12 protein-coding genes are annotated in these 12,920 nt (G+C 68.6%); 9 read left to right on the forward strand and 3 right to left on the reverse strand.

The genetic code is table 11. The features are described 5' to 3' along the window. Positions 1–44 precede the first annotated feature (44 nt). The 9 genes from ftsW to ABSY19_RS18740 all read left to right on the forward strand — a co-directional run bounded on the left by ftsW (position 45) and on the right by ABSY19_RS18740 (position 9,716). Positions 45–1,310: a putative lipid II flippase FtsW gene (gene ftsW, locus ABSY19_RS18700; protein ID WP_382163863.1), complete on the forward strand. Its 1,266-nt coding sequence runs from the start codon at positions 45–47 to the stop codon at positions 1,308–1,310. Then, complete coding sequence (gene murG / locus ABSY19_RS18705) at positions 1,307–2,383, forward strand: undecaprenyldiphospho-muramoylpentapeptide beta-N-acetylglucosaminyltransferase (protein WP_382154575.1); 1,077 nt, start codon at positions 1,307–1,309, stop codon at positions 2,381–2,383. The genes ftsW and murG overlap by 4 nt, the downstream gene beginning before the upstream one ends. After that, a complete protein-coding gene (murC, locus tag ABSY19_RS18710) occupies positions 2,380–3,789 on the forward strand; it encodes a UDP-N-acetylmuramate--L-alanine ligase (protein WP_382154578.1) in 1,410 nt (469 codons plus the stop codon). Before murG ends, murC begins: the two co-directional genes overlap by 4 nt. Beyond that, a complete protein-coding gene (locus ABSY19_RS18715; RefSeq protein WP_382154581.1) occupies positions 3,786–4,751 on the forward strand; it encodes a D-alanine--D-alanine ligase in 966 nt (321 codons plus the stop codon). The genes murC and ABSY19_RS18715 overlap by 4 nt, the downstream gene beginning before the upstream one ends. 16 nt (positions 4,752–4,767) lie before the next feature. Further along, the gene (locus ABSY19_RS18720; protein ID WP_382154584.1) at positions 4,768–5,562 is read left to right on the forward strand and encodes a cell division protein FtsQ/DivIB; all 795 of its coding nucleotides are present in this window, start codon (positions 4,768–4,770) and stop codon (positions 5,560–5,562) included. Between the two features lie 13 nt (positions 5,563–5,575). Beyond that, positions 5,576–6,805 (forward strand): cell division protein FtsA, encoded by a 1,230-nt coding sequence (ftsA, locus tag ABSY19_RS18725; RefSeq protein ID WP_291118114.1) that lies wholly within the window; start codon positions 5,576–5,578, stop codon positions 6,803–6,805. A gap of 201 nt (positions 6,806–7,006) precedes the next feature. Beyond that, the gene (gene ftsZ, locus ABSY19_RS18730) at positions 7,007–8,215 is read left to right on the forward strand and encodes a cell division protein FtsZ (RefSeq protein ID WP_382154587.1); all 1,209 of its coding nucleotides are present in this window, start codon (positions 7,007–7,009) and stop codon (positions 8,213–8,215) included. 379 nt (positions 8,216–8,594) lie between these two features. Beyond that, positions 8,595–9,518, forward strand: coding sequence for a UDP-3-O-acyl-N-acetylglucosamine deacetylase (gene lpxC, locus ABSY19_RS18735; RefSeq protein ID WP_382154590.1), 924 nt, complete (start codon positions 8,595–8,597; stop codon positions 9,516–9,518). Between the two features lie 21 nt (positions 9,519–9,539). Then, the gene (locus ABSY19_RS18740; RefSeq protein ID WP_291119276.1) at positions 9,540–9,716 is read left to right on the forward strand and encodes a hypothetical protein; all 177 of its coding nucleotides are present in this window, start codon (positions 9,540–9,542) and stop codon (positions 9,714–9,716) included. 16 nt (positions 9,717–9,732) lie between these two features. On the opposite strand, the gene ABSY19_RS18745 is transcribed toward ABSY19_RS18740, so the two are convergent. The 3 genes from ABSY19_RS18745 to ABSY19_RS18755 are packed head-to-tail and all read right to left on the reverse strand — an operon-like array spanning position 9,733 to position 12,862. Then, complete coding sequence (locus ABSY19_RS18745; protein ID WP_382154593.1) at positions 9,733–11,286, reverse strand: PAS domain-containing protein; 1,554 nt, start codon at positions 11,284–11,286, stop codon at positions 9,733–9,735. A 23-nt stretch (positions 11,287–11,309) separates the two neighbouring features. After that, entirely contained in the window at positions 11,310–11,858 is a 549-nt protein-coding gene (gene ruvC, locus ABSY19_RS18750; protein ID WP_291119282.1) for a crossover junction endodeoxyribonuclease RuvC, read from the reverse strand. Positions 11,859–11,869: 11 nt separating this feature from the next. Next, positions 11,870–12,862: a phosphatidate cytidylyltransferase gene (locus tag ABSY19_RS18755; protein ID WP_382154596.1), complete on the reverse strand. Its 993-nt coding sequence runs from the start codon at positions 12,860–12,862 to the stop codon at positions 11,870–11,872. Positions 12,863–12,920: the final 58 nt, after the last annotated feature.

The raw sequence follows: 12,920 nt of genomic DNA on the forward strand, positions 1-12,920 counted from the left end.
CCCAAGCCAACCGCGCCCCCTGGGGCGAGCGCCTGCGCGCCGGCCTGGCCGGCCTGCTGCCACGCTTCCCGGGGCGCGACCTCGCGGGCGCGCTCGCCGGAGGCTCCTCGCGCGACAACCTGCCGGTGCGACTGTCCAACCGCACCTACGCCGGCACGCGCAACGTGGCGGTGCGCGAACTCGGTTTCGACCAGCCGCTGCTGTGGGTGGTGGTGGCGCTGCTCGCCTGGGGCCTGGTGATGGTGTATTCAGCCTCCATCGCGCTGCCCGACAACCCGCGCTTCCAGAACTACGCCCGCACCCACTTCGTGCTGCGGCACGGCATCTCCATGGTGATCGGCGTGATCGCGGCCATGGTGGCCTTCCAGTTCCCGCTGCGCTCGTGGGAAAAGATGGCGCCCTGGCTGTTCGCGCTGGCGCTGGTGCTGCTCGCGCTGGTGCTGCTGCCCTTCATCGGCCGGGGCGTGAACGGCGCGCGCCGCTGGATCTCGCTGGGCATCATGAACTTCCAGCCTTCCGAACTGGCCAAGCTGGCCGTGCTGCTCTACGCCGCCAGCTACATGGTGCGCAAGATGGAGGTCAAGGAACGCTTCTTCCACGCCGTGGCCCCGATGGCCGTGGCCGTGGGTGTGGTTGGCATGCTGCTGCTGGCCGAGCCCGACATGGGCGCCTTCATGGTGATCGTGGTGATCGCCATGGGCATCCTGTTCCTGGGTGGCGTGAACGCGCGCATGTTCTTCCTGATGGCGCTGGTGGTGGTGGGCGCGTTCGCGCTCATGGTCATGACCAGCGAGTTCCGCCGCCAGCGTGTCTTCGCCTACCTCGACCCCTGGAGCGTGGAGCATGCGCTGGGCAAGGGCTACCAGCTCTCGCACTCGCTGATCGCCTTCGGCCGGGGCGAGATCTTCGGCGTCGGCCTGGGCGGCAGCGTGGAGAAGCTGCACTGGCTGCCCGAGGCGCACACCGACTTCCTGCTCGCCGTGATCGGCGAGGAGTTCGGCCTGCTCGGCGTCGTGGTGCTGATCGCGCTGTTCCTCTGGCTCACGCGCCGCATCATGCACATCGGCCGTCAGGCCATCGCGCTCGACCAGGTCTTCGCCGGCCTGGTGGCGCAGGGCGTGGGCCTGTGGATGGGCTTCCAGGCCTTCATCAACATCGGCGTGAACCTGGGCGCGCTGCCCACCAAGGGCCTGACGCTGCCGCTGATGAGTTACGGCGGTTCGGCCATTCTGCTGAACCTAGTGGCCATCGCGCTCGTGCTTCGCGTGGACTACGAGAACCGCCAGATGATGAAGGGAGGACGCTCGTGACGGCTCCCTGCGCCCTCATCATGGCCGGCGGCACCGGCGGCCACATCTTCCCCGGCCTGGCCGTGGCCGAAGCCTTGCGCGAGCGCGGCTGGCGCGTGCACTGGCTGGGCGCGCCCGGCAGCATGGAAAGCCGGCTCGTGCCGCCGCGCGGCTTCGCGCTGGAGACCATCGACTTCGGTGGCGTGCGCGGCAAGGGGCTGGTCACGGTCGCGCTGCTGCCGCTGCGCCTGCTGCGCGCCTTCTGGCAGTCGCTGCAGGTGGTGCGCCGCGTCAAGCCCGACGTCGTCGTGGGCCTGGGCGGCTACATCAGCTTCCCCGGCGGCATGATGGGTGTGCTCGCCGGCAAGCCGCTGGTGCTGCACGAGCAGAACTCGGTGGCCGGCATGGCCAACCGGGTGCTGGCCGGTGTCGCCGACCGCGTGTTCACCGCCTTCCCGAACGTGTTCAAGAAGGCCGAATGGGTGGGCAACCCCCTGCGCACGCCTTTCCTGCGCCAGGCCGCGCCGGCCGAGCGCTTCGCCGGCCGCAGTGGCCCGCTGCGCCTGCTGGTGGTGGGCGGCAGCCTGGGCGCGAAGGCGCTCAACGACGTGGTGCCACAGGCGCTGGCGCTGCTGCCCAAGGTGCAGCAGCCGCAGGTCACGCACCAGAGCGGCGAGAAGCAGATCGACGCGCTGCGCGCCAACTACATCGCCGCCGGCATCCACGCCGAGCTCACCCCGTTCATCGACGACACCGCGCAGGCTTTCGCCGACGCCGATCTCATCGTCTGCCGCAGTGGCGCCAGCACCGTGACCGAGATCGCCGCCGTCGGCGCGGCCGCGCTGTTCGTGCCGTTCCCCTCGGCGGTGGACGACCACCAGACCACCAACGCCCGCTTCCTGGTGGATGCCGGCGCCGCCTGGCTGGTGCCCCAGACCGAACTCACCCCCCAGCGGCTCGCGCAAACCCTGCAGACCGTGCAGCGCGAGCAACTGCTGGCCATGGCCACCCAGGCCAAACAGATGCAAAAGACCGAAGCCGTGGCGGCCGTGGTGTCCGCCTGCGAGCAATTCGCGAAAGTCCCGAATCCATGAAGCACGCCATCCGTCACATCCACTTCGTCGGCATCGGCGGCGCCGGCATGAGCGGCATCGCCGAGGTGCTGCTCAACCAGGGCTACCGCATCTCCGGCAGCGACCTGGGCGAGAGCACCGTCACGCGCCGGCTGGTGGCGCTGGGGGCCCAGGTGTTCGTGGGCCACGACGCCGCGAACATCGAAGGCGCCGACGCCATCGTCACCTCGACCGCGGTGAAGGAAGACAACCCCGAGGTGGTGGCCGCGCACGCGAAACTCGTGCCGGTGGTGCCGCGCGCGGTGATGCTGGCCGAGCTGATGCGCATGAAGAAGGGCGTGGCCATCGCCGGCACGCACGGCAAGACCACCACCACCAGCCTGGTGGCCAGCGTGCTGGCCGCCGCCCAGCTGGACCCGACCTTCGTGATCGGGGGCCGCCTCAACAGCGCCGGCGCGAACGCCCAGCTGGGGTCGGGCGAGTACATCGTGGTCGAGGCCGACGAGTCCGACGCCTCCTTCCTCAACCTGCTGCCGGTGCTCTCGGTCGTCACCAACATCGACGCCGACCACATGGACACCTATGGCCACGACTTCGGCAAGCTCAAGTCCGCCTTCGTGGACTTCCTGCACAAGATGCCGTTCTACGGCGCGGCCGTGGTGTGCGTGGACGACGCGGCGATCCGCGAGATCCTGCCGCAGATCGCGCGGCCCATCACCAGCTATGGCTTCGCGGAAGACGCGCAGGTGCGTGCGATCAACGTGCGCGCGGTGGACACGCAGATGCACTTCACCGTGCAGCGCCGCAACGGCGTGGAGCTGCCCGACCTGGACGTGGTGCTCAACCTGCCCGGCAACCACAACGTGCTCAACGCCCTGGCCGCCATCGGCATCGCGGTGGAGCTGAACGTGCCCGACGAGGCCGTGCAGCAGGCGCTGGCCGAGTTCAAGGGCGTGGGCCGGCGCTTCCAGCGCTACGGCGAAGCCGCGCTGCCTTCGGGCGGCAGCTGCACCGTGGTGGACGACTACGGCCACCACCCGGTGGAGATGGCCGCCACGCTGTCGGCCGCGCGCGGCGCCTACCCGGGCCGCCGGCTGGTGCTGGCCTTCCAGCCGCACCGCTACACCCGCACGCGCGACTGCTTCGAAGACTTCGTGAAAGTCATCGGCCAGGCCGATGCCGTGCTGCTGGCCGAGGTGTACGCGGCCGGCGAAGCCCCCATCGTCGCGGCCGATGGCCGCTCGCTGGCGCGCGCGCTGCGCGTGGCCGGCAAGCTCGAACCCGTGTTCGTGGACGACATCGCCGCCATGCCGCAAGCCGTGCTCGACAACGCGCGCGACGGCGACGTGGTGCTCTGCATGGGCGCGGGTACGGTGGGCGCGGTGGCCGGTCGCGTGATCGAGCTGGCGCAGGGAGCAACCGCATGAAACAGGAGAAGGCAATGACGGTGGATGCCAGGTCGCTTGGCAAGGTGGCCGTGCTGATGGGCGGGCGCTCGGCCGAGCGCGAGGTCTCGCTCATGTCGGGCCAGGGCGTGCTGGCCGCGCTGCAATCGAAGGGCGTCGACGCGCACGCCTTCGATCCGGCCGAGCGCGAGATGGGCGAACTCAAGCGCGAAGGTTTCCAGCGTTGCTTCATCGCGCTGCACGGCCGCTTCGGTGAAGACGGCACGGTGCAGGGGGCCCTGGAGCTGATGGGCATTCCCTACACCGGCCCCGGCGTGATGGCCTCCAGTGTGGCCATGGACAAGCTCATGACCAAGCGCATCTGGATCGCCGAAGGCCTGGCCACGCCGGCCTGGCGCCAGGTGCACAGCGCCGACGAGACCCTGACCGCGTTCAAGGCGCTGGGTTCGCCCATGATCGTCAAGCCCGTGCGCGAAGGCTCCACCATCGGCCTGACCAAGGTGACCAGGGAGGCGCAATGCGCCGCCGCCTACGAACTCGCCGCCAGGCTGGACCCGCTGGTGATGTGCGAGCAGTTCATCGCGGGCGACGAGGTCACCTGCCCGGTGCTGGGCACGGGCGCCGACGCAAGAGCCCTGCCGGTGATCCGCATCGTCGCGCCCGAAGGCAACTACGACTACCAGAACAAGTACTTCACCGACGACACCAAGTACCTCGTGCCCTGCGGCCTGCCCGAAGGTGAAGAGGCCGCCATCCAGGCGCTGGTGCTCAAGGCCTACCTCACGCTGGACTGCCGCGGCTGGTCGCGCGCCGACGTGATGATCGACGCCAAGACCCGCAAACCCTGGCTGCTCGAGATCAACACCTCGCCCGGCATGACCGGCCACTCGCTGGTGCCGATGTCGGCCAAGGCGGCCGGCCTGTCGTACGAAGACCTGTGCGTGGCGCTGCTGGCCACCGCCTCGCTGGACCACGCGGCCTGAGCCCCGGAACACCACCATGCCCAGCACCGAACTGCCCCTGGACGTCAAGCTCATGACCGTGGTCACGCACGTCCTGGTCGCGGTGTTCGCCGTGCTGAGCTTGGGCCTGTTCACCACCTGGCTGGTGCGCCACCCGATCTGGTCGGTCAAGGCCATCGCCGTGCATGGCGACGTGGCGCACCAGAACGCCGTGACCTTCCGCGCCCAGCTCTCGTCGCAGATGAAGACGCGGCTGAACGGCAGCTTCCTCACCGTGGACCTGCAGCAGGTGCGCCAGCTGTTCGAGTCCGTGCCCTGGGTGCGCAAGGCCGTGGTGCAGCGCGAGTTCCCCAACCGCCTGCGCGTGACGCTGGAAGAGCACCAGGCCGTGGCCTGGTGGGGCGAGTCGGGCTCGGGCCAATTGGTCAACCGCCTGGGCGAGGTGTTCGATGCCAGCCCCGACGACAGCGATGGCCTGCCTGAACTGGCCGGTCCGGTCGAGAAGTCGGCCCAGGTGTGGTCGCTCTACCAGTTGCTGGAAGCCGAGCTCGGCCGCCTCGACCTGGGCCTGGAGCGGCTCGAACTCACCGAGCGCGGCACCTGGCGCGCCAAGCTCGACAGCGGCGCCCAGGTGGAGCTGGGCCGCGGCACGCCCGACGAACTGCTGGCGCGCACGCGCCGCTTCACCGGCACGCTGGCGCAGCTCACCGAACGTTACGCGGGCGCGGTTCAGTCCGTGGACCTGCGCTACCCCAATGGCTACGCGTTGCGCCTGCGCGGCGTGACCACCGTGACCGACACGCCGGCTGGCGGATCTCAAAACCGAAGGTAATCAAGAAGCAATCATGGCCAAGGAATACAAGGATTTGGTGGTCGGACTCGACATCGGCACCGCCAAGATCATGGTGGTGGTCGCCGAGGTCCAGTCCAACGGCGAACTCAAGCTCGCGGGCCTGGGCGTGTCGGCCAGCCACGGCCTCAAGCGCGGCGTGGTGGTCAACATCGACGCCACGGTGCAGAGCATCCAGCAGGCCTTGAAAGAAGCCGAGCTGATGGCCGACTGCCGCATCGCGCGCGTCTACACCGGCATCACCGGCAGCCACATCCGCGGCATCAACTCCAGCGGCATGGTGGCCATCAAGGACCGCGAGGTCAGCGCCACCGACGTGGCGCGCGTGATCGAGACCGCCAAGGCGATCAACATCTCCACCGACCAGCGCCTGCTGCTGGTGGAGCCGCAGGAGTTCGTGATCGACGGCCAGGAGGTGAAAGAGCCGATCGGCATGAGCGGCATCCGCCTGGAAGCCAAGGTGCACATCGTCACCGGCGCGCAGAGCGCGGCCGAAAACATCATCAAATGCGTGCGCCGTTGCGGCCTGGAAGTGGACCAGCTCATGCTCAACCCGCTGGCGTCCAGCCAGGCCATCCTGACCGACGACGAGAAGGAACTCGGCGTGGCGCTGGTGGACATCGGTGCGGGCACGACCGACGTGGCGATCTTCTCGGGCGGTGCGATCCGCCACACGGCGGTCATTCCGATCGCGGGCGACCTGATCACCAGCGACATCGCCATGGCCCTGCGCACGCCGACCAAGGACGCCGAAGACATCAAGGTGGAAAGCGGCTGCGCCAAGCAGCTGCTGGCCGATCCGGACACGCAGGTGGAAGTGCCCGGCCTGGGCGATCGCGGCCCGCGCATGCTCAGCCGCCAGGCGCTGGCCGGCGTGATCGAGCCGCGTGTGGAGGAAATCTTCTCGCTGGTGCAGCAGGTGCTGCGCGACTCCGGCCATGAAGAGATGCTGTCGTCGGGCATCGTGCTCACCGGCGGCAGCGCGGTGATGCCGGGCATGGTCGAACTGGGCGAGGACATCTTCCTCAAGCCCGTGCGCCGCGGCATCCCGAACTACACCAGCGCCCTGTCCGACATGGTCGCGCAGACGCGCGCAGCCACGGTGATGGGCCTGCTCGAGGAAGCGCGCCTGGCGCGCGTGCGCGGGCACAAGGTGGCGCAGAAAGCGGGCTCGATGCAAGGCGCACTCGAGCGGGTCAAAAACTGGTTTGTGGGGACCTTCTGATGAACAACGCGAACACGCTGTCTTCGAGCCCGGCCCTCACGCCGGCCAACGCCATGAGCCTGGAACGCCACCAGCGAGGGCGGTGCACCGAATGCACCGGGCCGCCTGGATGAGCCCTCGCCATTCCCCGATTTCGCAGATTTTTTGTATTGACAGATTGCCCGGCGACACCGTTCCAAGGGCCACAAAAGGAGCTTCCAAATGAGCATCGAAATGATCGAAGTTGAAGAATTCAACCAGGGCACCCAGATCAAGGTCATCGGCGTGGGCGGTGGCGGCGGCAACGCGGTCGAGCACATGATCTCGCGCAGCGTGCAGGGCGTGGAATTCATCTGCGCCAACACCGATGCGCAATCGCTCTCGCGCAGCGCCGCGCACAAGACCATCCAGCTCGGCACCAGCGGCCTGGGCGCGGGCAGCAAGCCCGAGAAGGGCCGTGACGCGGCCGAAGTCGCGGTGGACGACATCCGCGAAGCTATCGCTGGCGCGCACATGCTGTTCATCACCGCCGGCATGGGCGGTGGCACCGGCACCGGCGCGGCCCCTGTGATCGCCCGCGTGGCCAAGGAAATGGGCATCCTCACCGTCGGCGTGGTCACCAAGCCGTTCGACTGGGAAGGTGGCCGCCGCATGACCAACGCCGACAGCGGCCTGGCCGAGCTCGAAGCCAACGTGGATTCGCTGATCGTGGTGCTCAACGAGAAGCTGCTCGAAGTGCTGGGTGACGACGTCACGCAGGACGAGGCCTTCGCGCACGCCAACGACGTGCTCAAGAACGCCGTGGGGGGCATTGCCGAGATCATCAACGAGTACGGCAACGTGAACGTCGACTTCGAGGACGTGCGCACCGTGATGGGCGAGCCCGGCAAGGCCATGATGGGCACGGCCGTGGCCGCCGGCCCGGACCGCGCGCGCATCGCCGCCGAGCAGGCCGTGGCCTGCCCGCTGCTGGAAGGCATCGACCTGTCGGGCGCCAAGGGCGTGCTGGTGCTGGTGACGGCGGCCAAGGGTTCGCTCAAGCTGTCGGAGTCCAAGCTGGCGATGAACACGATCCGCGCCTACGCTTCGCCGGAAGCGCACGTGATCTACGGTGCCGCTTATGACGACGCCCTGGGCGACGAGATGCGCGTGACCGTGGTGGCGACGGGCCTGTCGCGCCAGGGTGTGCGCCGCACGGCGCCTCCGCTGCAGGTGCTGCGCACGGGTACCGACAACGTGCCGTTCAATGTGCCGACGGTGAACGCCGCAGTGGGTGGCCCGGGTGCTGCTCAGCCGGACTACAACTCGATGGCCGTGCCGAGCGTCTGGCGCACCAACCGCACCCAGGCCGCGGCCAAGGTGGATGCGCTGGCTTCCGGCGGCATGGACGATTTCGAGATTCCTGCTTTCCTGCGCAAGCAGGCGGACTGAGTCTCTTCCCCGGGTTTTCTTGCCTGCACCTCGCGGGCTCGTGGACCCCGGGCGCTCTGCTCCGCGGGTGTCCCCCGGACCGGCTTCGCCGGTCCTCCTCCTTTACCCCGCTGCGCAGAACGCCCGAGGTCCACGAGCTGAAGAAGCGTTTGTTTGCCAGCGGTTCTCTTGCACGTAGGTCAGCGGTGATCGGGGTGGCCGGCGCAGCGGGGTAAAGGAGGAGCCCGTGGCGCAGCCACGGGCGGGGGACACCCGCGGAGCCGGCCACCCCGGTCGCCGCTGACCGTCTCAGCCGGAGAAAAACGGAGAAAAGCCTTCCCTATCAAGGCCATCAGCTTTCTAAACCATGTTCTGGCGCCCGGAAAACTACAATTCAAGGATGCTTGCCCAACGCACCCTCAAATCCCTGACCAAGGCCGTCGGCGTCGGCCTGCACAGCGGTCAGCGGGTGGAGCTGACGCTGCGGCCGGCCGCGCCCGACACGGGCATCGTGTTCCGCCGGGTCGACCTGTCCGCGCCGGTGGAAATCCCGGTCAACGCCATGGCGGTGTCCGACACCCGCCTGGCCTCCACCATCTCCAACGGCGGCGTCAAGGTGCACACCATCGAGCACCTCATGAGCGCCTGCGCCGGCCTCGGTCTGGACAACCTCTACGTCGACATCACGGCCGAAGAAGTGCCCATCCTCGACGGCTCCTCGGCCTCCTTCGTCTACCTGCTGCAAAGCGCCGGCATCGTGATGCAGAACGCGCCCAAGCGCTTCATCCGCGTCACCAAACCGGTGGAAGTGCGCGAAGGCGAGGGCCGCACGCTCAAGTGGGCGCGGCTCGACCCCTTCCACGGCTACAAGCTGGCGTTCGAGATCGAGTTCAACCACCCGGCCGTGAACTCCACCGGCCAGCGCGTGGAGTTCGACTTCGGCAGCGGCCAGTACGCGCGCGAGATCGCCCGCGCCCGCACCTTCGGTTTCACGCGCGACGTGGAAATGATGCGCTCCAACGGCCTGGCCATGGGCGGCGGGCTGGACAACGCCATCGTGATGGACGACGTGAAAGTGCTCAACGCCGACGGCCTGCGCTACCAGGACGAGTTCGTCAAGCACAAGATCCTCGACGCCATGGGCGACCTCTACATCGTGGGCAAACCACTGCTGGCCGCCTACAGCGCCTTCCGCAGCGGCCACGCGATGAACAACCAGCTGCTGCGCGCCCTGCTGGACCAGCCCGACGCCTACGAGATCGTGAGCTTCGAACACGAGCGCGAAGCCCCGCGCGGCTTCGCCCAGCTCGCACCGGCCTGGTAAGCGCCGCCGCCACCACCCCACATGCTGCTGTTCCGCTGGACCGTGATGTTGCTGCTGCTGGCAGCGGGCGTGTGTTTTGCCTTCTACATCGGCACCGGCCAGGCACGTTACCGCACCTGGGGCATCGTGATCCTGAAGTGGACCGTCATCGCGGCCCTGGGCTTCTTCGGCGTGCTCGTGCTGGAGCGCCTGCTCTAGCCAGACCGCCGTTCAGTCAGTGCGATGGCGGCTCGGTCACCGGCCGCACGAAGGCGCTGAAGAGCTGCAGCTCGCTGGTGTGGATCAGGCCGATCTTCATCTCCACCTCCATCTCGCGACCCTGCCGGTCCACCACGGTGCGCCGCAGCAACCGGCCCGTGAACGGGGCTTGGCCGGTGGTGTGGAAATGCGCCAGCGCCTTCACGAAAGCGATGTGGTAACGCTCGGGCAGGATGGTGTCGGCCAGCGATTCGCCGCGCACCTCCTGGCGCTTCCAGCCGAACAGTGTTTCGGCCGCGGCGTTCCAGTCGGTGATGCAACCGTCGAAATCGATGCCGATGAAGGCTTCCTGCGCACTGTCGATCACGGTCTGCACACGCTCCTCGTTGGCGCGCAGGTCGTCCACCGTCTCGCGCAGCTCGGCGGTGCGCTCGCTCACGCGCCGCTCCAGCGCGGCATGGTTCTGGCGCAGCGCCGCCTCGTTGGCCTGCAGGCCCTTCACCAGGGAATTGAAGGCATTGCCCAGCATGGCCACCTCGCGGTAGGCCGCGGTGGTGGGCGCCTTCACCGCGTAACCAGCCTCGATGCCGCGCGCCACGTCGGTCAGGTCGAGCAGGGGCCGCGTGATCAGGCGCGCCACCAGCCAGCCCAGCAGGGAAAACAGCAGTGCCGCCGCGATGCCGCCGAGCAGCATGCGCCGGTGCAGCTGGTTCACCGGGGCGTAGGCCTCGTCCAGCGTCTGCCGCACCAGCACGCGCCAGCCCAGGCCGGCGTAGGTGTCGAAGCCGTTGTCGCGCGTGTGGCCCACGAGGTAGCGCTGGCCATCGGGCCAGGTTTCCGTCGCTTGCCCCGATTCGCCGCGCCCTGCGGCTTCCACGCTCGGTACCTTCAGCACCGTGCCTTGCAGGTCCTCGGGGCCGAGGAGCACCGCGCCGGTGGTCGAGACGATCAGCAGGTCGACGCTGCGGTGGCGGCTCACGGGGGTGAAGATCGCGTCCTGGATCTCGCTGGCCCAGTTCCACGACAAGTGCACGCCCAGCACGCCCGTGGTCTGGCCGGCGGCGTCGGTGAGCGGAAAGGCGATGTCGACGAAGCGCATCGGCTCGCTGCCCGGCGTGCCCAGCAGCTGGGCGAGCAGCACCGCATCGTGCACGTCGCCCATGGGGTGGCCGTCCATGGCGTTGCGGAACCAGGGGCGCGCCGACACATCCACGCCCTCGAGCATGCCGCGCGTGGCGGTGCGCACCACGCCCGCGGTGTCGGTCACGCCGATCCAGGCGTAGTGCGGATAGCTCTTCTGCAGGGCCTCGATCTCGCCGCGGACCGCGCCGAAGTCGGTGTGGCCGCTCAGGCGTTGGGCGATCAGGCGCACCTCGCGGTAGCGCTCGAACATGGACCGGTCCAGCCGGCTCGCGGTCTGCTGCGCCAGCTCGGTCAGGTTGGCGCCGATGGCCTCGCGCACCTGGTTGCTCGCGGCGCGGTCGCTGAACAGCGTCAGGCTCAAGGTGAGCAACAGCGACAGGACCGTGAATGCGATGGCGAGCCAGGCCCCCAGGCTGAAACGGCGCAACGGCGAAGAACCCTCCATGCCCATCAATACACCCGGCCGGCCTTGTAGGTGGCGTGGGTGCGAGCCTGTTGGGTGGAGACCTTGTTGATCGCCGCCAGGGTGCGGCTCACCTGGGCGTGGGTGATGGCCAGGCCGAGCGCGTCGGCCGCGTCCTTGCCGGGCAGGCCGGGCAGGCGCAGCAGGCGCTTGACCATTTCCTGCATCTGCGGCTTGCCGGCCCGTCCGTTGCCGGCCACGGCCTTCTTCAACTGCAGCGCGGTGTACTCGGCCACCTCCAGCTTGTTGGCCACGAGGGCCGTGAGGCAGGCGCCACGTGCCTGGCCCAGCAGCAGCGTGGCCTGGGGGTTGACGTTGACGAACACGATTTCACAGACCGACATCTGGGGCTGGTAGCGCGCCACCACCTCGGTGATGCCGTCGAACAGGATCTTGAGCCGCTCGGGCAGCAGGGCGCCGTCCTTCGGGCTGGTCTGGATGGTGCCGCTGGCCACGTAGTGCAGGGCAGCGCCTTCGGTGTCGATCACGCCGAAGCCGGTGCATTGCAGGCCGGGGTCGATGCCGAGGATGCGCATGGTGGATGGTCTCAAAGGTCGAAGGTCCAGCGCACCGAATGGAAGAACACGGGCGCGGCGAAGCACAGGGCGTCCACGCGGTCGAGCAGGCCGCTCGCACCGGTGACCGAACGGCCCGCCAAGCCCCAGTGGGTCACGCCGCGGTCGCGCTTGATGGCCTTCATGACCAGGTGGCCGAAGCTGCCGGCCACACAGGCCACCAGGGCCATGGCCAGCGCGGGCAGGGGCTTGAAGGGCGTGAAGCCGGAGAGCACGGCGCCCAGCAGGCCGCCGGCGACGAGGCCCAGGGCCCAGCTGCGCCAGTGGAAGCTGCCGCTGATGGCGGGGGCCACCGGCCGGCGCAGGCCGCGCGCGGCCAGGTGCTGCACCAGCATGCAGGTCTGCACCACCAGCACCAGGAAGAACACCAGGAACGCGGTCTTGCCGACGAAACCGGGGAAGCTGAGCAGCAGCAGGGCGGGCACGTGGCTCATGCCGTACACGCAGACCATGATGCCCCACTGCAGCTTGGCGTTGCGCTCCAGGAAACGCTGCGGGTCGTTGCCCAGCGCGCTCACCACGGGAATCGCGAGGAACACGTAGACCGGGATGAACACGGTGAACAGGTTGAAGCGTTCCGTCCAGACCAGCGCGTACTGCAGCGGCAGCACGATGAAGAAGGCCAGCACCAGGCTGCGGTGGTCGCCCCGGCGCGTGGGCGAGAGGCTGATGAACTCGCGCAGGATGAAGAACGAGACCAGGCCGAACAGCACGATGGCGAAGCCCTCGCCCATGACCCAGCCGACCCAGAACACCAGCATCATCATCCAGGAGCTGCGCAGCAGCGCCTGGTTGTCCTGCAGGCGCAGCGCGCGTTCGCCGCTGGCGTCGTCGTCGCCCGATCGGCGCTCGCGCAGCGACAGCAGCACGCCCACGCCGCTGGCGATGATCAGCAGGCCGAACAGCACCACGAAGACGAGGCTGACCTGCTGGTCGGGGGAGAGGCTGCGAAGGAAGGAGCCCATCAGACCGTCCGCCGGGCCGCCCCAAGGGCGGTCTGCGCCCCCTTGGGGGCAATGAGTA

The sequence above is a fragment of the Hydrogenophaga sp. ANAO-22 genome, assembly GCF_042466645.1.
Taxonomy (GTDB): domain Bacteria; phylum Pseudomonadota; class Gammaproteobacteria; order Burkholderiales; family Burkholderiaceae_C; genus Hydrogenophaga.